Below are 19718 nucleotides of genomic sequence, written 5' to 3' on the forward strand. Positions count from 1 at the left end.
GCTCTGGCCGCGCTGCCAGGGAGCGGACAGCTGCCCCACCTACACTGCGCTCTCGACATCCACGGGTGTGGAACCGGATGGCCGCCCGTGAGACAGCGCAGCAAGCCGAGGAGCCCGAGAAGAGTGCCGACCAACAAGCAGCGCCGCGAGGCGGCCCAGCGACGTCTGCAGCGCCAGCTCGAGCGGCGCGAGGAGCTCGCCCAGAAGCGCAAGCGCAACACCCTGATCGGGGTGACCGTGGTCGCCGTCCTCGCCGTGATCGGCGCGGTCTTCATCATCACCGGGCTCGGTGGCGACGAGGAGAACGCCGGCAACGCCACCGCCGCCGGCGACTCCACGGCGGCCGGCGTGGTCGACGGCAGTGACGGCACCTGCGACTTCGTGCCGGACACCTCGGGCAGCGACACCCTCACCGACGTGGGCACCCCGCCGGCCGAGGTGCCGACCACCGGGACGACGAACGTCACGATGAGCACCTCCGCCGGTGACATCGGGCTGACCCTGGACCAGGAGAACGCCCCCTGCGCCTCGGCGAGCATGGTCTACCTGGCCCAGCAGGGCTTCTTCGACGGCACGCCCTGCCACCGGCTGACCAGCGGGGGCCTGAGCGTGCTGCAGTGCGGTGACCCCAGCGGCACCGGCACCGGTGGCCCGACCTACGACTTCCCGACCCAGGTCACCGGCGACGAGACCTACCCGCGGGGCACGCTGGCGATGGCCAACGCCGGGCAGGGCACCGACGCCAGCCAGTTCTTCCTGGTCTACGCCGACAGCCAGCTGCAGCCCGACTACACCGTGGTCGGCACCATCGACGAGGCGGGCCTGGCGACGCTGGACGCCATCGCGGCCGCCGGCATCGAGGGCGGCGCCACCGACGGCGCCCCGGCCACGCCGGTGACGATCGAGTCGGTCACCGTCCAGCAGTAGCGCGCACCGCACGAGGGCCCGGTCTCCAGCTGGAGGCCGGGCCCTCGTGCGTCCGCGCCCGCACACTGGGGGCATGGCCGCCGACCCGTACGCGGGCTTCCCCCCGGGCTTCTTCGACCGCGCCGACGACGAGCCCGACGCGCGGTTCTACGACCGGCCCCGGCTGGTCACCCACATCGACGACGCGGCGATCGCCGCGGTCGGGGCGCTGTACGCCGAGCTGGGCATCGACGGGTCGGCGCCCCGACCGACCCGCGTGCTGGACCTGATGTCCTCCTGGGTGTCGCACTTCGCCACCCCGCCGGCCGACCTGGTCGTGCTCGGCATGAACGCCGACGAGCTCGCGGCGAACCCCGCGGCGACGCAACGGCTCGTGCACGACCTGAACGCCGACCCCACCGTCCCGCTGCCGGACGAGGACGTCGACGCGGCCGTGTGCTGCGTGTCGGTCGACTACCTGACCCGGCCGATCGAGGTCCTCGCCGAGGTGGGGCGGGTGCTGCGCCCGGGCGGCGTACTGGCCATCACCTACTCGAACCGGTGCTTCCCGACCAAGGCCGTGCGCGGGTGGCTGGCCACCGACGACGAGCAGCACGGCGCCGTCATCGCCGAGCTGGTGCGCCGCAGCCGCCGGTTCACCGAGCCCACCGTCGAGCTCCGGACCCGGCCGGGCGTGGGCGACCCGCTCTACGCCGTCCTCGCCACCCGGGTCTGACTACGCCGTGACGCGCTCGACGTCGAAGACGCCGTCGACGTTGCGCACCGTCTGCAGCACCGCGCCCAGGTGCGCCGGGTCGGCCAGCTCGAAGGTGAACCGGCTGATCGCCACCCGGTCGCGGCTGGTCTGCACCGACGCGGACAGGATGTTGACCCGCTCGTCGGCCAGCGCCTTGGTGACGTCGGAGAGCAGCCGGTGCCGGTCGAGTGCCTCCACCTGGATGGCGACCAGGAACACCGCGCCGGGCTGCGACGCCCAGTCGACCTCGACCAGCCGCTCGGGCTTGCGCTGCAGGTCGGCTGCGTTGGTGCAGTCGGTGCGGTGCACGCTGACGCCGCCGCCGCGGGTTACGAACCCGAGGATGTCGTCCCCGGGCACCGGGGTGCAGCACTTGGCGAGCTTGGCCCACACGTCGGTCATGCCGTGCACCACCACGCCCGGGTCACCGCTGGCGGTGCGGGCGACGGTGCGCTTGGTCGGGATCGCCGTCTCGGCGATGTCCTCGGTCGCGCCCTCCGAGCCGCCCAGGGCGGTGAGCAGCTTCTCGACCAGCGAGTGCGCCGAGACCTGGTTCTCCCCCACCGCGGCGTAGAGCGCGCTGACGTCGGCATAGTGCAGGTCGGCGGCGAGGGTGACCAGCTGGTCACCGCCCAGCAGCCGCTGCAGCGGCAGCCCGGCCTTGCGCATCGCCTTGGTCAGCGCGTCCTTGCCGGCCTCGACGGCGTCCTCGCGGCGCTCCTTGGTGAACCACTGCCGGATCTTGGTGCGCGCCCGCGAGCTGCCGACGAAGGACAGCCAGTCCTTGGACGGCGCGGCGGTGGGCGACCGGGAGGTGAAGACCTCGACCACGTCGCCGTTGGACAGCTTGCTGTCCAGGGAGACGAGGTTGCCGTTCACCCGGGCGCCGATGCACCGGTGGCCGACCTCGGTGTGCACGGCGTAGGCGAAGTCGACCGGGGTGGACTCGCCGGGGAGGCTGATCACGTCGCCCTTGGGCGTGAAGACGAAGACCTCCTGCGGACCGAGGTCGTAGCGCAGGGTCTCCAGGAACTCACCGGGCTCCTGCGCCTCGCGCTGCCAGTCGAGCAGCTGGCGCAGCCACAGCATGTCGTCGCCGGGGGCGCCCGGGGCCGGGACGAGCTCGGCCTTGCCGCCGCCGGCCTTGGCCGCGGCCTTCGCCTTCTCCTTGTACTTCCAGTGCGCCGCGATGCCGTACTCCGCGGTGCGGTGCATCTCGTGGGTGCGGATCTGCAGCTCCACGGGCTTGCCCTGCGGGCCGATCACCGTGGTGTGCAGCGACTGGTACATGTTGAACTTCGGCATCGCCACGAAGTCCTTGAAGCGGCCGGGCACCGGCTGCCAGTGGGCGTGCATGATGCCCAGCGCCGCGTAGACGTCGCGCACCGACTCGACCAGGATCCGGATGCCGACCAGGTCCCAGATGTCGGTGAAGTCGCGGCCGCGGACGATCATCTTCTGGTAGATCGAGTAGTAGTGCTTCGGCCGCCCGGTGACCGTCGCCTCGATCTTGGCCGACTTGAGCTGGTCGGTCACCGCCGAGGTGACCTCGGACAGGTAGGTGTCCCGGGACGGCGCCCGCTCGGCGACGAGCCGGACGATCTCGTCGTACCGCTTGGGGTACAGCGTGGCGAACGCGAGGTCCTCCAGCTCCCACTTGATCGTGTTCATGCCCAGCCGGTGGGCCAGCGGGGCAAGGATCTCCAGCGTCTCGCGCGCCTTCTTCTCCTGCTTCTCGGGCGGGAGGAAGCGCAGCGTGCGCATGTTGTGCAGCCGGTCGGCGAGCTTGATGACCAGCACCCGGGGGTCGCGGGACATCGCGACGATCATCTTGCGGATCGTCTCGGCCTGCGCGCCGTCCCCGAACTTGACCTTGTCGATCTTGGTGACGCCGTCGACCAGGTGGGCGACCTCGGGGCCGAAGTCGGCGGTGATCGACTCCAGCGTGGTGCCGGTGTCCTCGACGGTGTCGTGCAGCAGCGCGGCCACCAGCGTGGTGGTGTCCATGCCCAGCCCGGCCAGCACGGTGGCCACGGCGAGCGGATGGGTGATGTAGGGGTCACCGCTCTTGCGCTTCTGCGCCGAGTGGGCCTCCTCGGCCACGTCGTAGGCACGCTGGAGCAGCAGCAGGTCGGCCTTGGGGTGGCTCTGCCGGTGCAGCGCCGCCAGCGGCTCGAGCACCGGGCGGATGCCGGTGGAGCGCTGGCCGGCCACGATCCGGCGGGCCAGCCGGTCGCGTACCCGGCGACGGGGCGCGGCGTCGTTCTCCCCGCCGGGCTCCGGTGCCACGTCGTCGGGGCGACGGACGGCGGGCCGCTGGGGCAGCGTCACCCGGGGCGGCGCCTCCTCGACGGGGGGCGCGCCGGACGTCTGCGGTGCGACGACGTCAGAGGCCACGGGAGCTCCTGCACTGTTGAGGAGTGGAGACCCTCCCCATGCTAGCCGCGGCGCGGGGGTGAGCGCCGGGCACGCTCACCCGGAGGGGGCTCACCGTCAGGTGCGCCAGAGGGCGTGCACCGGGTGCGGGGCGATCCGTTCCCGGCCACCCAGCCCCAGCAGCTCGACCACGACCGCGACCGAGGTCACGATGCCACCGAGCTGCTCCACCAGGGCGATCGCCGCAGCCAGCGTGCCGCCGGTGGCCAGCACGTCGTCGACCACCAGCACCCGCTGACCGGGCTGGATCGAGTCGGTGTGCAGCTCCAGCGTGGCCGCGCCGTACTCCAGGTCGTAGGACGCCGAGACGACCTCCCGGGGCAGCTTGCCGGCCTTGCGCACCGGGACGACGCCGGTGCCGGCGTCGAGTGCGACCGCCGCCCCGAGCAGGAAGCCCCGGGCCTCGATCCCGGCGACCACGTCGAAGCCCGGCCCGCCGTCGGGGCCGCTGAGCGCGGCCGCCCGCGGGTCGACGTCGGCCGGCTCGGTGAGCGCGTCCACCACCCGGCGGAACGCGACCGGGTCGGCGAAGACCGGGGTCAGGTCCCGGAAGAGGACGCCGGGCTCGGGGAAGTCGGGGATCGTCACCGCGACCGCGGCGACCAGCTCGTCGATCGGCCGCTGGTCACCGCTCACCGGTGCGGTGGTCACCGCCGCTTCTTGCCGGCCGGGCGCTGCGGGCGCTGGCCGGGACGTGGAGCCGTCGTGCCCCCGCCCGCGGTGCGCTGGACCGACGACGGCGACTCGACCTGGACGTCGGCCGCGGGCCGGTCCGGGAGCGCGTCCGGCCGCTCGGCGACCGCGACCGTCGCACCGCGGGCCACCCCGCGGGCCCGACGGGCGCTGGCGACCGGGGCGTCGTCCCGGGTCGTGCCCAGGCGGGCCTCGGCGGAGCGCCGGGCCGCGACCCGCTTGGCCAGCGCCTGGTTCTCCGGCTTGCGTTCCTCCAGCTCGGCCAGCACGGGCGTGGCCAGGAAGATCGAGCTGTAGGTGCCGGCGGCCAGGCCGACGAACAGCACCAGCGCCAGGTCCTTGAGCGTGCCGGCACCGAGCAGCCCGGCGCCGACGAACAGCAGGCCGGCCACCGGCAGCAGCGCGATGACCGAGGTGTTGACCGAGCGCATGAGGGTCTGGTTGACCGCCAGGCTCGCCGCCTCGCCGTAGGTCGACCTGGCGCTCTTGTCCAGGTCCTTGGTGTTCTCGTCGACCTTGTCGAAGACGACGACGGTGTCGTAGAGCGAGAAGCCCAGGATGGTCAGCAGGCCGATCACCGTCGAGGGCGTCACCTCGAAGCCGATCAGCGCGTAGATGCCCGCCGTCACGATGATGTCGTGCAGCAGCGCCACGATCGCGGCGATCGCCATCGTCGGGCGGAACCGCACCGCCAGGAAGAGCACGACGGCGACCAGGAAGACCGCCAGGGCGATCAGCGCCTGGTTGGTGACGTCGCCGCCCCAGTCGGCGCTGACCGACTGCGGGCTGACCTGGCTGGGGTCGACCCCGGCGGCCTCGGCGACCGCGGCCACCACGGCGTCCTCGGCCTCGTTGTCCAGGGCCGCGGTGCGCAGCAGGATCGAGTCGCCACCGACGACCTGCGCGGTGGACACCTCGGCGCCGGCGTCCTCGGCCGCCTGGCGCACCTCGGCCAGCTGCTCGGTGCCGGCCGGCACCCGCAGGCTGTTGCCGCCGGCGAACTCGATGCCGAAGTTGAAGCCGCGGAACACCATGGTCAGGGCGCAGAGCAGGACGACGACCGCGGTCACCCGGAACCAGAACCGGCGCCGGGCGACCACGTCGAGGCCGACCTCGCCGTTGTAGAGCCGGTGGGCCAGCGACCCACGCGCCGGTGCCCGGCGGCGGCCGTCACCCGCTGCCGCCAGGCCGGCGTCCGTGAGGGCGTCGTCCCCGCTGCTCTCGGCGGCGGCCTGGTCGCGCACCCGCTGCTCGTCCACCTGCTCGTCGGCGTCGGTGCCCAGGGGCACCGACGGCCCGTCGGCGGTCACCTCGTCCGCGGTGACCTCACCGGCCGTGCGGTCACCGGCAGGGCGCCCGTCGGAGGTCGGCTCGGCGGTGGGCGGCCCGTCGACCGGGTCCTGGTCGGGCCGGTCGGCGGTGCTGCGGTCGCGCGGGGTCATCGGTTGCTCCCGTTCGTGCTGGTGCTGCCCGTGCCGGCACCGACCAGCTCGCGGTCGGTGCGGGCCGGGGCGGCCGGCCGGCGGCTGTGCTCGACCTGGCCCAGGCCGGAGAAGCGGTTGCTGCCGAAGCTCTTGACCCGGCTGAGCACCGCCATCAGCGGGTGGGTGAAGAGGAAGACCACGATCAGGTCCAGCACCGTGGACAGGCCCAGGGTGAAGGCGAAGCCCTTCACGTCACCGATCGCCAGCCAGTAGAGGATCGCCGCCGCCAGGAAGCTGACCGCGTCCGCGGAGAGGATCGTGCGTCGCGCCCGGACCCACGCCCGGGGGGTGGCGCTGCGCAGGCTGCGCCCCTCGCGGACCTCGTCCTTGAGCCGCTCGAAGTAGACGACGAAGGAGTCGGCGGTGATGCCGATCGAGACGATGAACCCGGCGATGCCGGCCAGGCTGAGGGCGAACCCGATCTCCCGGCCCAGCAGCACCAGGGCCGCGTAGACGACGACCGCCGACAGCACCAGGCTGGCGATCATCACCAGGCCGAGCAGCCGGTAGTAGAGCAGGGCGTAGAGGAAGACCAGCGCCACACCGATGGCGCCGGCGATCAGCCCGGCCCGCAGCTGCTCGCTGCCCAGCTCGGTGGTGATCGTCTGCGCGGTGGCCTGCTCGAAGGTCAGCGGCAGGGCCCCGTACTTCAGCTGGTTCGCCAGCTCCGTCGCCGACTCCTGGTCGAAGCTGCCCGAGATCTGGGTGGTGCCGCCGACGATCGCCGAGTTGATGGTCGGGGCCGAGACGACCCGGCCGTCCAGCGTGATCGCCACGTTGTTGCCGACGTTGGCGGTGGTGTAGTCCGCCCACGCGGCCGAGCCGTCGTTGGTGAAGTCCAGGTCGACGACCCACTCGCCGGTGCCCTGCGCGGTGCCGGCGGTGGCGTCGGAGACGTCGGTGCCCTCGATGACCGCCGGGCCCAGGAGGAACTTCGCCGTCCCGTCGTCGGAGCAGGCGGCGATGTAGGACTCCGGACGGTCGACCTCGGTGGACGTCGTGTCGCAGGTGAGGGTCGCGTACTCCGCGGCCGCCTCCTCCTGGGTCACGGCCGGGGCGTCCGCGTCGGCGACCGCGGGGTCGCTGACCGCACCGCTGCCGGTCGCGGCCGGCGGGGTGGTCTCCACCGCGGCGTCCGTCGGCGCCGCCGAGCTGTCCGCAGGGTCGGTCGGGGCCGGGTCGGTCGCGGCCGGGTCGGTCGCCTCGGCGCCGTCGGTGGGTGCGGGGGACTCGGTGGCCGCCGGGGTGGCGGCCTCGGGCCCACCGATCACCGGCCGGAACCGCAGCTGTGCCGTCGCGCCCAGCTCACGGGCGCGCTCGCCGTTGTCACCGGGGACCGAGATGACGATGTTGCTGTCGCCCTCGGTGACGACCTCGGCCTCGCTGACCCCCAGCCCGTTCACCCGCTGCTCGATGATCTGCCGGGCGAGCTCGAGGTCCTCGGGGTCAGGGGCCTGACCGTCCGGGGTGCGGGCGGTGAGCGTGACCGTCGTGCCGCCCTGGAGGTCCAGGCCCAGCTGGGGGGTGCGCGTGTCACCGGTGAGGTACACCAGCGCGTACAGCCCCGCGACGATCAGGAGGAAGGCGGCGAAGTAGCGCCGCGCAGGGAGCTGGCGGGCGGCCATCCGGGGTACCCGGCTCAGCGAGCGCGGTCGGTGGAGCCGCCGTCGCCGTCGACGGTGCCCTCGACGGTGCCCGTGGCGCCGGTGCTGCCCTGGAGACCGACGGTGCCGGCGGGCTGGCGGACCTCCATCACGGCCGGGCGGGCCACGGTGACCACCACGCCCGGGGCGACCTCGAGGCCGATGGTGCCCTCACCGAGGGAGGCGACCGTGCCGTGGATGCCGCTGGTCAGCATCACCGGGGTGCCGACGGTCAGCGACTCCTGCAACGCCGCCGCGTTGGCCTGCATCTTCTTCCGCTGCCGGGCGGGCAGCACGATGAGCAGGGCGAACGCCAGGACGAGCAGGATCAACGGGAAGAACTGTTCCACGACTGGTGAGCCTCTCTACCGCGACAGGTGGCGCGGTGGGTGCGGCCCGGGGTCGGGCCGCTCGGGTACATCGGCGCCGGCGCACTCCGCGCGCACGGAGTGGCTCCGGGGCGAGGCGCCCCGGCCGCAGCCGGGTTGCGCGCCAGCGCGCAGGAGTCTAGGCGTCGAACAGGGTCTGTGACGAAGCCCCGTCCAGCGGCGGGTCGCCTGTGCCCCCACTGAGAGGGAGGCCGCCGCGCGGCACCGGGTGCCCCAGGTGCCGGAACGCCGCCTCCGTCGCCACCCGGCCGCGAGGGGTCCGGGCGAGCAGGCCGGCGCGCACGAGGAAGGGCTCGCAGACCTCCTCGACGGTGTGCGGCTCCTCCCCGACCGCCACCGCCAGCGTGGCCACGCCCACCGGGCCGCCGCCGAACTTGGTCACCAGCGCGTCGAGCACCGAGCGGTCCAGCCGGTCGAGCCCGAGGTCGTCGACGTCGTAGAGCGCCAGGGCGGCCCGGGCCACCTCGAGGGTGACCCGGCCGTCGGCCCGCACCTCGGCGTAGTCGCGCACCCGGCGCAGCAGCCGGTTGGCGATCCGCGGCGTGCCGCGCGAGCGCCCGGCGATCTCGGCCGAGCCCTCCGGGGACAGCTCGACGCCCAGCAGGTCGGCGCTGCGCGCCAGCACCCGCTGGAGCTCGGCCGGCTCGTAGAACTCCATCTGCCCGACGAAGCCGAACCGGTCGCGCAGCGGCCCGGTCAGCAGGCCGGCCCGGGTGGTGGCGCCGACCAGGGTGAAGGGGTTGATCTCCAGCGGGATCGCGGTGGCGCCGGGGCCCTTGCCGACCACGACGTCGACCCGGAAGTCCTCCATCGCCATGTAGAGGAGCTCTTCGGCGGGGCGGGCGATGCGGTGGATCTCGTCGATGAACAGCACGTCACCGGGGGCCAGGTTCGACAGCATCGCGGCCAGGTCGCCCGACCGCTCGATGGCCGGACCGCTGGTGATCTTGACCGAGGTGCCCAGCTCCGAGCCGATGATCAGCGCCAGGCTGGTCTTGCCGAGCCCGGGCGGGCCGGACAGCAGCACGTGGTCCGGCGGCCGTCCGCGCCGCTTGGCGCCCTCCAGCACCAGGTCCAGCTGACGGGCGACCTTCGGCTGGCCGATGAAGTCGCCCAGCGAGTGCGGCCGGAGCGCGGACTCGACGACCCGCTCCTCGTCCCCGGCGCGCGGGTCGACCGCATCGTCGGGGAACCGGCCCGGCCCGGCGTCGGCGGCGGACAGGCCCCGGTCGAACGGGCCGCTCACGACCGGCCCAGCATCTGCAGCGCCTGACGGAGCAGCAGCGCCACCTGGACGCCGCCGTCCGCGGCCTGCTGCTCGGCCACCGGCTCGAGGGCGGTCAGCGCGGACTCGGCCTCCCGACTGCTCCAGCCCAGCCCGACCAGGGCCGAGGTGAGCTGGTCACGCCAGGGCGCCACCGGGGTCACCGCCGGCAGCCCCGGGGTCGCCGGACCGTCCAGCGAGGTGTCGGTGGCCGTGGTGCCCAGCCGGTCACGGAGCTCCAGCACGAGCCGCTCGGCACCCTTCTTGCCGATCCCGGGCACCTGCATCAGCGCCTTGAGGTCGCCCATCGAGACCGCCCGGCGCACCTCCCGCGGCGGGTGGATGGCCAGCACCGCCTGGGCCAGCCGGGGGCCGACCCCGTTGGCGGTCTGCAGCAGCTCGAACAGCTGCCGCTCGTCGTCGTCGGCGAAGCCGTAGAGGGTCAGCGAGTCCTCGCGCACCACCAGGCTGGTCGACAGCCGGGCCGGCTCCCCCACCGTCAGCCGGGCGATCGTGCCCGGGGTGCACTGCACGGACAGCCCCACCCCGCCGACCTCGACGACCGCGCCGTCCGGGGACACCGCGGCCACCCGGCCGTTCACGCTGGCGATCAACGGGCCACTCCTGTCGGTCGGTCCGGGCACCGGGTGGCGCCTGCTGTGCTCATCGGGAGGCGGCTGGTCACGAGACGGCTCGTCACGGGACCGCTCATCGCGAGATGCCGGTCCAGCGCGGGAGGGTGGTGCTGCGCACCGGCGCGCCGATGCCGCCGGCCAGCGCCGCCACCCGCAGCCTGGCCTGCGCCGGGGCGCGCCAGACGTGGCAGACGGCCAGCGCGAGGGCGTCGGCGGCGTCGGCCGGCTTGGGCGCGGTGGCCAGGCCGAGCACCCGGGTCACCATGAGCGTGACCTGCTCCTTGTCGGCGCGGCCGTTGCCGGAGATCGCGGCCTTCACCTCGCTGGGCGTGTGCCAGGCCACCGGCAGGTCGGCCTGTGCCGCGGCCAGCGCCGCGACCCCGGCGGCCTGGGCGGTGCCGGTCGCCGTCCCCTTGTTGTTCTGGGTGAAGACCCTCTCGATCGCCACCGCCACCGGCCGGTGCTCCCGGAGCAGCGCGGTGACCGCGGTGTGCACCTCGAGCAGCCGCAGCTCCAGGTCCAGCTCCGGAGAGGTGCGGACGACGCCGACCCCCAGCGCGGTGGGCCGGGCACCGGGACGCCCCTCGACCACGCCCCACCCGCACCGGGTCAGGCCCGGGTCGATGCCGAGCACCCGCATGACCACTCCCCCACCATCGCACGAACACACGTTCGAGTCGACGCTAGCCGGGATGCCAGCCGGACGGGCCCACGACACGCCCGTCGGCCCCCGTCCAGAGGCTCGTCCCGAGCGGGCGAGGGACGAGGAGGACGGACGAAGGACCCTCTCGCCCCCCAGCACTCGCACGCTCGCACCGGGGCCCTGCGAGAGGGCCTAGGCGTCGATGGTCTCCAGGACCTCGTCGGAGACGTCGTAGTTGGCGTAGACGTTCTGCACGTCGTCGAGGTCCTCGAGGGCGTCGATGAGCTTGAACACCTTCGCCGCGGCCTCGGCGTCCAGCTCGACCTGCACGCTGGGCACGAAGCCCATGTCGGCGGAGTCGTACTCGATGCCGGCCTCCTGCAGGGCGGTGCGCACGGCGACCATGTCACCGGGCTCGCTGACCACCTCGAAGGTGTCGCCCAGGTCGCGGACCTCCTCGGCGCCGGCGTCCAGGACGGCCATCAGCACGTCGTCCTCCGTGTGGCCGGCGGCCGGGACGACGACCACGCCCTTGCGCGAGAAGAGGTAGGACACCGAGCCCGGGTCGGCCATGGTGCCGCCGTTGCGGGTCATCGCGGTGCGCACCTCCATCGCCGACCGGTTCTTGTTGTCGGTGAGGCACTCGATGAGCACGGCGACCCCGGCCGCGGCGTAGCCCTCGTAGGTGATGCCCTGGTAGTCGACACCGCCGGCCTCGGCGCCGGACCCGCGCTTGACCGCGCGGTCGATGTTGTCGTTGGGCACCGAGCTCTTCTTCGCCTTCTGGATGGCGTCGAAGAGGGTCGGGTTGCCCGCCGGGTCACCGCCGCCGGTGCGGGCGGCCACCTCGATGTTCTTGATCAGCTTGGCGAAGAGCTTGCCGCGCTTGGCGTCGATCCCGGCCTTCTTGTGCTTGGTCGTCGCCCACTTGGAATGGCCGCTCACTTGCTCTCCTCGCTGACGCTCGTCGGCTGCGTCCGCAGCCGAGCCACTGTGCACTCTGGTGAGGTCGCACGCTCACTCACTGAGCAGCTCTCCTCCCCCACCGCCGACGCCGGCACCGGCGCCGTCCGAACTCAGGTCCCGGGCACGGGCTGCCCGCACCAGCTCCACGAACAGCGCGTGCACCCGGGGATCACCCGTGAGCTCGGGGTGGAAGCTGGTGGCCACCAGGCGACCCTGGCGGACGGCCACGATCTTACCGTCGGCCGGCCCGCCCTCGACCCGGCCGAGGACCTCGACCCCGGGCCCGGCCTCCTCGACCCAGGGCGCCCGGATGAAGACGGCGTGCACCGGGGGCCCGTCCAGCCCGGCGATCGCGACCTCGCCCTCGAAGGAGTCGACCTGCCGGCCGAAGGCGTTGCGGCGCACCGTGACGTCCAGCCCGCCGATGGTCTCCTGGTCGGCCGGGGCGTCCAGCACCGTGTCGGCCAGCATGATCATCCCGGCGCAGGAGCCGTACACCGGGAGGCCGGCACGCACCGCCGCCCGCAGCGGCGCGAGCATCCCGAAGCGGGCAGCCAGCTTCGCCATCGTGGTCGACTCCCCGCCGGGCACGACCAGCCCGTCGACCTCGGCCAGCTCCGCCGGCCGGCGGACCGGCCGGGCACGGGCGCCGGCGGCGGTCAGGGCCGCGACGTGCTCACGGACGTCGCCCTGCAGGGCGAGCACCCCGACGAGCGGGGCGCTCACCAGCCGCGCACGGCGTAGCGCTCGGACTCCGGCAGCGTCGACACGTTGATCCCGACCATCGGCTCGCCCAGGCCGCGGGAGACCTTGGCGACCACCTGCGGGTCGTCGAAGAAGGTGGTGGCCTGCACGATGGCCGCCGCCCGCTGGGCCGGGTCACCGGACTTGAAGATGCCCGAGCCGACGAAGACGCCCTGGGCACCCAGCTGCATCATCATCGCGGCGTCGGCCGGGGTGGCGATCCCGCCGGCGGTGAACAGCACGACCGGCAACGCGCCCCGCCGGGCGACCTCGACCACCAGGTCGTACGGGGCGCGCAGCTCCTTGGCGGCGACGAACAGCTCGGTCTCGTCCAGCGTCGACAGCCGCCTGATGTCGCCGCGGATCTGCCGCATGTGGCGGGTGGCCTCCACGACGTTGCCGGTACCGGCCTCGCCCTTGGAGCGGATCATCGCCGCGCCCTCGGCGATCCGGCGCAGCGCCTCGCCCAGGTCGGTCGCCCCGCACACGAACGGCACGGTGAACTCGCTCTTGGCGATGTGGTGCGCCTCGTCGGCCGGGGTGAGCACCTCGGACTCGTCGATGTAGTCGACGCCGAGCGCCTGCAGCACCTGGGCCTCGACGAAGTGCCCGATCCGGGCCTTGGCCATCACCGGGATGGAGACCGCGCCGATGATCGACTCGATCATGTCCGGGTCGCTCATCCGGGCGATGCCGCCCTGGGCCCGGATGTCGGCGGGCACCCGCTCCAGCGCCATCACCGCGACGGCGCCGGCGTCCTCGGCGATCCGGGCCTGCTCGGGGGTGACGACGTCCATGATCACGCCGCCCTTGAGCTGCTCGGCCATGCCGCGCTTGACGCGCTCGGTGCCGGTGCCCGGGGTGGTCTCGGCGGACTCGCTGGTGTGCTGGGTCACGGTGTGCTGCCTCGCAGGGTCGTCGGGCGTGGACGGCCCAGCGTACGGCGGTTCAGCCGGCCGACCGGCGGCCGTCCGGCGCGCCCCCGCCGACCGGGGCGGTGAGCACGGCGTCCAGCCCGTCGTCGATGTCGAAGTAGCGCGGCAGCGGACGGCGGGCGTGCAGCCGCAGCACGCGGGCCAGCCGCCCGTGCCGCAGCGCCCGGGTGTCCCGGACGGCGTCGTTGTAGAACCGCCGGGCCAGCCCGACCCGGACCCCCGCCTCGGTCAGCTCGGCCGGCCGCACCTCCTCGGGGACCCGCCGCAGCAACCGGCCCAGGGCGTTCTCGGCGGCCTCCCGGTCACCGGCCGACGGTGCGCGGGCACCGGCCGCGGCGCGCGCCAGCGCGGCGGCCAGGTCCGGCCCGAGCGCGTCGGCACCCTCGCGGGCCAGTGCCGCCGCGAGCTCGGCGCGGCGCAGCAGCGCGGCGTCCAGCACGTCGCGCGCCCGGCGGACCCTGCCGGCCAGCCGCCGCAGCCGGGTCAGCGTCCACGCCGTCCAGAGCAGGAGCGTGATCAGCAGCACGCCGGCGACGAGCAGCAGCCAGGCACCGGTGGTCACGACTGCTCAGGCTAGCGGCGCACCCGCCGCCGGAAGGGCCCCGGCGTCCCGCCGTCGTCCGGGCCGTCGCCCAGCAGGGCCGCGTCGTCCTCGGCCGAGGCGGTGACCCCGACGCCGCCGGGCGGCGCGACCGTCTCGTAGACGGCCAGGATGCGCCGGGCGATCACCGACCAGTCGTAGCCGGCCGCGACCTGGTGCCCGACGGCGGCCAGCTCGGCCCGTCGCACGGGGTCGGCGAGCAGACCGTCCAGGGCGGCGGCCAGCGCGTCGGCGTCGCCGCGCGGCACGAGCACGCCGGCTGCGCCGTCGTCCAGCACCCGCGCGAAGGCGTCCAGGTCGCTGGCCACCACCGGCGCACCGGCCGCCATCGCCTCCAGGAGGACCACCCCGAAGGACTCCCCGAGCAGGTTGGGCGCGCAGTACACGTCGACCGAGCGGAGGAAGGCGCCCTTGTCCGCCTCGCTCAGCTCACCCAGCAGCGTCACGTGCGGGCGGAGCTCCTCCCCCACCAGCTCGGCGAGCCGGTCCGGGTCGCCGCGGCCGGCGACCAGCAGGTGCGCGCCCGGGTGGTCCCGGACGACGCCGCGCATCGCCTCCAGGAGCACCGGCAGGCCCTTGCGCGGCTCGTCGTAGCGCCCCAGGAAGCCGATCGTGGGGCCGCCGACCCCCCGCTGGTGGCCGCTCAGCGACGGCCCCTCGGCGAAGGCGGGCACGTGCACCCCGTTCGGGATGACCACCGCGTCCCCGCCCAGGTGCTCGACCTGCACCCGGCGGGCGAAGTCCGACACCGCGATCCGGCCGCTGATCCGCTCCAGCCACGGCCGCACCCAGGGCCCCCAGACGGCCAGCCACTTGGACCGGGTCGTCGCGGTGTGGAAGGTGGCCACGATCGGCCCCTTGGCGATCATGCAGACCAGCAGCGAGACCGACGGCGGCGCCGGCTCGTGCACGTGGACGACGTCGAAGCCGCCCTCACGCAGCCAGCGGCGCACCCGGGCCGCCGACACCAGCCCGAACTGCACGCTGGCCATCGAGCCGTTGTACGGCACCGGCACCGCCCGGCCCGCCCAGGTGACGTGCTCGGCCGGCAGGTTCTCCTCGTGCTCGGCGGGGGTGAGCACCTCGACGTGGTGCCCGAGCGCGCGCAGCGTCTCGGCGAGGTCACGCACGTGGTACTGGACGCCGCCGGGGACGTCCCACTGGTAGGGGTTCACCAGCCCGATGCGCATCAGCCCACCTCGGTGCGGGCCGGCCCGGCCGGGGCCCCGTCGTCGGAGGCGCCGGCCGGCGCCGGGTCGGCCGCTGTGCCGGCGGTCCGGCTGCTCGCCGTGCCGGCGGTCCGGCTGCCCGCCGTGCCGGCGGTCCGGCTGCTCGCCGTGACGATCGGGGCCGGGCGCCCCTCCGGACCGACCTCGGGCCAGATCCGGCCGAGGACGTGCCAGTCCTCGGGCCGCTGGGCGATGGTGCCGGCGAAGGCGTCGGCGACCTGCTGCATGGCGGCGGTCACCCGGTCGCGCAGCCGGCCGGGGCCGTCGACCGGGACCGGCGGGTGCACCACGAACCGCCAGCCGTCGCCGTCGAACTGGCAGACGGCCGGCAGCAGCGTGGCGCCGGTCTGCGCCGCCAGCAGCGCCGGGCCGCCGGGCATCGTCGTCATCCGGCCGAAGAAGCGCACCGGCACCCCGGCGCCGGAGAGGTCGCGGTCGACCAGCAGGCAGGTCGCCCCGCCGGCGGTGAGCCACTCCTTGAGCACGGTCGTGCTGGGCCGGTCGCCGCCGGTGAGCGGCAGCACCCGCATGCCCAGGCCCTCGCGGTAGTCGACGAACCGGCGGAACAGCGCCTCCGGGCGCAGCCGCTCGGCGACGGTGACGAAGGGGCCGCCCAGCCAGCGCACCAGCCACACGCCCGCGGCGTCCCAGTTGCCGCTGTGCGGCAACGCGATCACGATGCCGCGCCCCCCGGCCCGGGCCGCCTCCAGGTGCTCCCGCCCGACCATCGTCGACCGGGCGACCACCCGGTCGACGTCGAACACCGGCAGCCGGAAGGCCTCCTGCCAGTAGCGGGCGTAGGACTGCATCGCCCGCCGGGTCAGCGCGTCGAGCTCGGCGTCGGTCGTCCGCCCGCCGGTGACCACGTCCAGGTTGGCCCGCAGCTGCCGCACGCCTCGGCCGCCCCGGCGGGCGGCGAACGCGCCACCGCCGGCGAACAGCAGTCGGGCCAGCAGCTCGGGGAGCAGCCGCACGGCCCGCCAGGCGACCGCGTAGCCGGCGTCGGTGACCCGGTCGAGGAGGGCTGCGCGGCGGCTCACGACGCGGGGCGGCCGGAGGTCTCGTCGCTGGAGGTCACAGCCGGCAGCGTCCGGCCCCGGGACTCCCGGTGGACCGCGGCCACCCGCTGCCCCACCGTCACCGCGCTGCCGACCAGCAGCACCCACAGCGCGACGTGCACCGCGTAGGGGACGCCGAGCCCGGTGAACCCGGTGCCCACGAGCACCAGGATCAGCCGCTCGGTGCGCTCCACGATGCCGACGTCGGCGGACAACCCCATCCCCTCGGCACGGGCCTTGACGTAGGAGGTGAGCACCCCCAGGACCAGGCACAGCAGTGCCAGCAGCACCAGCAGCCGGTTGTCACCCGCCCCGGAGAACCACCAGACCAGCCCACCGAAGACCGCCGCGTCCGCGGCCCGGTCGCCGGTGGAGTCCAGCACCGCACCGAACACCGAACCGCCACCGCGGGCCCGGGCCAGCGCGCCGTCGAGCATGTCCAGCAGGACGAACACGGTGACCGCGAACGCGCCCCAGAACAGCTGGCCGTTGCCGATCAGGAAGACCGCGGAGGCGACCGCGCCGAGGGTGCCGGTCAGGGTGACCGCGTCGGCGGTGACGCCCAGCTTGACCAGCGCCCGGACGACGGGCGCCCAGAAGCGGCCGACGACGGGGCGGAGGTTGACGCCGAGCACTCAGGCCCCCGTCGGCGCGGTCGGGTGGCCGGCGGGCCAGGCGCCGGCCAGCAGGGCGCGGGTCTCGGCGAGCACCTGCGGCAGCACCCGGGTCAGCCCGATCACCGGCATGAAGTTGGTGTCTCCGCCCCAGCGCGGCACCGCGTGCTGGTGCAGGTGGTCGGCGATGCCCGCGCCGGCGACCGTGCCCTGGTTCATGCCCACGTTGAACCCGTGCGCGCCACTGACCGACCGGACCACCCGCATCGCCGTCTGGGTGTACGCCCCCAGCTCGGCGACCTCGGCGGTGGTGAGGTCGGTGTAGTCGGGCACGTGCCGGTACGGCACGACCATCAGGTGGCCGGCGTTGTACGGGTAGAGGTTCAGGACGGCGAACACCGTCTCCCCTCGGGCCACGATCAGCCCGTCCTCGTCCGACATCGCCGGGATCAGGCAGAACGGGCAGTCGTGGTCGCCGGTCGGCTTGTTCTCACCCCGGATGTAGGCCATCCGGTACGGCGTCCACAGGTGGTCGAAGCCCGACGTCGGGCCGCCGTCGTCGTTGCGGACCGGCACCCGGTACCCGGCCACACCCTCGTCCGCGTCGCCGACCTGTTCCCCGCTGGTCATCCGGCGACCAGCGGGGTCTCGGCGGTCGGGTCGGCGTTGTGCCGGCCCTCGACCCAGGCCACGACCTGGGCCACCGCGTCGGCCACCGGCACCCCGTTGCGCTGCGACCCGTCCCGGTACCGGAAGGAGACCGCACCAGCCTCGGCGTCGGTGGCACCGGCGATCAGCACGAAGGGCACCTTCTGCTTGCTGGCGGTGCGGATCTTCTTCTGCATCCGGTCGTCGGAGTCGTCGATCTCCACCCGGATGCCGCGGGCCCGCAGCTGCAGGGCGACGTCGGTCAGGTACGGCACCTGCTCGTCGGTGATCGGGATGCCGACCACCTGCACCGGGGCGAGCCAGGCGGGGAACGCGCCGGCGTAGTGCTCGGTGAGCACGCCGAAGAACCGCTCGATCGAGCCGAACTTCGCCGAGTGGATCATCACCGGCTGCTGCCGGGTGCCGTCAGCGGCGCTGAACTCCAGGCCGAACCGGGCCGGCTGGTTGAAGTCGTACTGGATGGTCGACATCTGCCAGGTGCGGCCGATCGCGTCGCGGGCCTGGACGCTGATCTTCGGGCCGTAGAAGGCCGCGCCGCCCGGGTCGGGGACGAGCTCGAGCCCGGTCTCCCGGGCCGCCTCCTCGAGCACCGCGGTGGCCAGCGACCACTGCTCGTCGGAGCCGATGAACTTGTCCGAGTCGCCGCGGGTGGACAGCTCCAGGTGGTAGTCGTCCAGGCCGAAGTCGCGCAGCAGGCCGAGCACGAAGGCCAGCAGGTGCCGGATCTCACCGGGCGCCTGCTCCGGGGTGACGTAGCTGTGCGAGTCGTCCTGGGTGAGCCCGCGCACCCGGGTCAGGCCGTGCACGACGCCGGACTTCTCGTAGCGGTAGACCGAGCCGAACTCGAAGAACCGCAGCGGCAGCTCCCGGTAGGACCGCCCGCGCGACCGGAAGATCAGGTTGTGCATCGGGCAGTTCATGGCCTTGAGGTAGTACTTCGAGTTCTCCAGGTCCATGGCCGGGAACATGGTGTCCTCGTAGTACGGCAGGTGCCCGGAGGTCTCGAACAGACCGCCCTTGCTGATGTGCGGGGTGCCGACGTAGGAGAAGCCCTCCTCGATGTGCCGGCGGCGGACGTAGTCCTCCATCTCCCGCTTGACCACCCCGCCCTTGGGGTGGAAGACCACCAGCCCGGAGCCGATCTCGTCGGGGAAGCTGAACAGGTCCAGCTCCACCCCGAGCCGCCGGTGGTCGCGGCGCTCGGCCTCGGCGAGCTGCTCCAGGTACGCCTTGTGCGCGTCCTTGCTCTCCCAGGCGGTGCCGTAGACCCGCTGCAGCTGAGGGTTCTTCTCGCTGCCCCGCCAGTAGGCGGCGGCGCTGCGGGTGAGGCTGAAGGCCGGGATGGTCGACGTGCGCGGCAGGTGCGGGCCGCGGCACAGGTCGGTCCAGACCCGCTCGCCGGTGCGCGGGTCGAGGTTGTCGTACATGGTCAGCTGCGCGCCGCCCACCTCGACGTCGGCACCCTCGGCGTCGGACTCCCCCGCGCCGCCCTTCAGGCCGATCAGCTCGAGCTTGTACGGCTCGTGCGCCAGCTCGGCCCGCGCCTCGTCGTCGCCGATCTCCCGGCGGCTGAAGTGCTGCCCCTGCTTGACGATCGCCTGCATGCGCTTCTCCAGCGCCTGCAGGTCCTCGGGGGTGAACGGCCGCTCGGGGTCGAAGTCGTAGTAGAAGCCGTTCTCCACCGGCGGGCCGATGCCCAACGACGTGCCCGGGAACAGGTCCTGCACGGCCTGGGCCAGCACGTGGGCGGTGGAGTGCCGGATCACCGCGCGGCCGTCGGCGCTGGCGGCCGGGACCGGCTCGACCTCGGCGTCGGCGTCCGGGGTCCAGGCGAGGTCCTTGAGGTCACCGGAGGCCAGCTCCCGGACGACGACCGCGCCGTCCGGGCCCTTGAGCGGCACCCCGGCGTCCTTGAGCGCCTGCAGGGCCGTCGTCCCGGCCGGCACCCGGATCGGGGTGACGACGGTGGGCGAAGGCGGGGTGGACACGAGAGCTCCCGGGGGTCGGCGCGGTCCCGGCCGGTCGGCCGGACCCGTCGAGACTAGTGCGCCG

General features: G+C 73.9%; 19 protein-coding genes. 2 read left to right on the forward strand and 17 right to left on the reverse strand.

What is annotated here, in order from left to right:
• Positions 1-123 precede the first annotated feature (123 nt).
• Both ACJTNH_RS00270 and ACJTNH_RS00275 read left to right on the forward strand, forming a co-directional pair.
• Entirely contained in the window at positions 124-927 is an 804-nt protein-coding gene (locus ACJTNH_RS00270; protein ID WP_458172203.1) for a peptidylprolyl isomerase, read from the forward strand.
• A 73-nt stretch (positions 928-1000) separates the two neighbouring features.
• Positions 1001-1642: a class I SAM-dependent methyltransferase gene (locus ACJTNH_RS00275; RefSeq protein ID WP_458172204.1), complete on the forward strand. Its 642-nt coding sequence runs from the start codon at positions 1001-1003 to the stop codon at positions 1640-1642.
• Here the strand turns inward: ACJTNH_RS00275 and ACJTNH_RS00280 are convergent, their stop codons facing one another.
• The 17 genes from ACJTNH_RS00280 to thrS form a co-directional block, all read right to left on the reverse strand.
• On the reverse strand, positions 1643-4060 hold the full coding sequence (locus tag ACJTNH_RS00280; protein ID WP_458172205.1) for a RelA/SpoT family protein: 2418 nt from the start codon (positions 4058-4060) through the stop codon (positions 1643-1645). It abuts the gene before it with no gap.
• A gap of 96 nt (positions 4061-4156) precedes the next feature.
• A complete protein-coding gene (locus ACJTNH_RS00285) occupies positions 4157-4750 on the reverse strand; it encodes an adenine phosphoribosyltransferase (RefSeq protein ID WP_458172206.1) in 594 nt (197 codons plus the stop codon).
• Positions 4747-6234 carry a protein translocase subunit SecF gene (gene secF, locus ACJTNH_RS00290; RefSeq protein ID WP_458172207.1) on the reverse strand — a complete coding sequence of 496 codons (1488 nt, stop codon included), beginning with the start codon at positions 6232-6234 and terminating at the stop codon, positions 4747-4749. The genes ACJTNH_RS00285 and secF overlap by 4 nt, the downstream gene beginning before the upstream one ends.
• On the reverse strand, positions 6231-7901 hold the full coding sequence (gene secD, locus ACJTNH_RS00295; protein WP_458172208.1) for a protein translocase subunit SecD: 1671 nt from the start codon (positions 7899-7901) through the stop codon (positions 6231-6233). Before secD ends, secF begins: the two co-directional genes overlap by 4 nt.
• A gap of 14 nt (positions 7902-7915) precedes the next feature.
• On the reverse strand, positions 7916-8269 hold the full coding sequence (gene yajC / locus ACJTNH_RS00300; RefSeq protein WP_458172209.1) for a preprotein translocase subunit YajC: 354 nt from the start codon (positions 8267-8269) through the stop codon (positions 7916-7918).
• Positions 8270-8426: 157 nt separating this feature from the next.
• Positions 8427-9554, reverse strand: coding sequence for a Holliday junction branch migration DNA helicase RuvB (ruvB, locus tag ACJTNH_RS00305; RefSeq protein WP_458172210.1), 1128 nt, complete (start codon positions 9552-9554; stop codon positions 8427-8429).
• Positions 9551-10186: a Holliday junction branch migration protein RuvA gene (gene ruvA / locus ACJTNH_RS00310; protein ID WP_458172211.1), complete on the reverse strand. Its 636-nt coding sequence runs from the start codon at positions 10184-10186 to the stop codon at positions 9551-9553. The genes ruvB and ruvA overlap by 4 nt, the downstream gene beginning before the upstream one ends.
• Before the next feature lie 94 nt (positions 10187-10280).
• Positions 10281-10847, reverse strand: coding sequence for a crossover junction endodeoxyribonuclease RuvC (gene ruvC, locus ACJTNH_RS00315; RefSeq protein WP_458172212.1), 567 nt, complete (start codon positions 10845-10847; stop codon positions 10281-10283).
• Between the two features lie 195 nt (positions 10848-11042).
• A complete protein-coding gene (locus tag ACJTNH_RS00320; RefSeq protein WP_458172213.1) occupies positions 11043-11795 on the reverse strand; it encodes a YebC/PmpR family DNA-binding transcriptional regulator in 753 nt (250 codons plus the stop codon).
• A 72-nt stretch (positions 11796-11867) separates the two neighbouring features.
• Positions 11868-12542: a pyridoxal 5'-phosphate synthase glutaminase subunit PdxT gene (pdxT, locus tag ACJTNH_RS00325; RefSeq protein WP_458172214.1), complete on the reverse strand. Its 675-nt coding sequence runs from the start codon at positions 12540-12542 to the stop codon at positions 11868-11870.
• The gene (gene pdxS / locus ACJTNH_RS00330; protein WP_458172215.1) at positions 12539-13456 is read right to left on the reverse strand and encodes a pyridoxal 5'-phosphate synthase lyase subunit PdxS; all 918 of its coding nucleotides are present in this window, start codon (positions 13454-13456) and stop codon (positions 12539-12541) included. Before pdxS ends, pdxT begins: the two co-directional genes overlap by 4 nt.
• A gap of 52 nt (positions 13457-13508) precedes the next feature.
• Entirely contained in the window at positions 13509-14057 is a 549-nt protein-coding gene (locus ACJTNH_RS00335) for a hypothetical protein (protein ID WP_458172216.1), read from the reverse strand.
• 11 nt (positions 14058-14068) lie between these two features.
• Entirely contained in the window at positions 14069-15286 is a 1218-nt protein-coding gene (locus ACJTNH_RS00340; protein WP_458172217.1) for a glycosyltransferase family 4 protein, read from the reverse strand.
• On the reverse strand, positions 15286-16365 hold the full coding sequence (locus ACJTNH_RS00345) for a phosphatidylinositol mannoside acyltransferase (protein WP_458172218.1): 1080 nt from the start codon (positions 16363-16365) through the stop codon (positions 15286-15288). Before ACJTNH_RS00345 ends, ACJTNH_RS00340 begins: the two co-directional genes overlap by 1 nt.
• Entirely contained in the window at positions 16362-17018 is a 657-nt protein-coding gene (gene pgsA / locus ACJTNH_RS00350) for a phosphatidylinositol phosphate synthase (protein WP_458172219.1), read from the reverse strand. The genes ACJTNH_RS00345 and pgsA overlap by 4 nt, the downstream gene beginning before the upstream one ends.
• Positions 17019-17627, reverse strand: a complete 609-nt coding sequence (locus ACJTNH_RS00355) for an HIT family protein (protein WP_458172220.1) — start codon at positions 17625-17627, stop codon at positions 17019-17021.
• The gene (gene thrS / locus ACJTNH_RS00360; RefSeq protein WP_458172221.1) at positions 17624-19654 is read right to left on the reverse strand and encodes a threonine--tRNA ligase; all 2031 of its coding nucleotides are present in this window, start codon (positions 19652-19654) and stop codon (positions 17624-17626) included. Before thrS ends, ACJTNH_RS00355 begins: the two co-directional genes overlap by 4 nt.
• Positions 19655-19718: the final 64 nt, after the last annotated feature.

The sequence above is a fragment of the Modestobacter lacusdianchii genome (assembly GCF_054177765.1).

What these genes read in the sequence shown, in the direction of transcription:
- ACJTNH_RS00275 (WP_458172204.1), top strand. Translation starts at nt 1,001, where the DNA reads ATGGCCGCCGACCCGTACGCGGGCTTCCCCCCGGGCTTCTTCGACCGC.
- secF (WP_458172207.1), bottom strand. Translation starts at nt 6,234, where the DNA reads ATGACCCCGCGCGACCGCAGCACCGCCGACCGGCCCGACCAGGACCCG.
- secD (WP_458172208.1), bottom strand. Translation starts at nt 7,901, where the DNA reads ATGGCCGCCCGCCAGCTCCCTGCGCGGCGCTACTTCGCCGCCTTCCTC.
- ruvC (WP_458172212.1), bottom strand. Translation starts at nt 10,847, where the DNA reads ATGCGGGTGCTCGGCATCGACCCGGGCCTGACCCGGTGCGGGTGGGGC.
- ACJTNH_RS00340 (WP_458172217.1), bottom strand. Translation starts at nt 15,286, where the DNA reads ATGCGCATCGGGCTGGTGAACCCCTACCAGTGGGACGTCCCCGGCGGC.
- ACJTNH_RS00355 (WP_458172220.1), bottom strand. Translation starts at nt 17,627, where the DNA reads ATGACCAGCGGGGAACAGGTCGGCGACGCGGACGAGGGTGTGGCCGGG.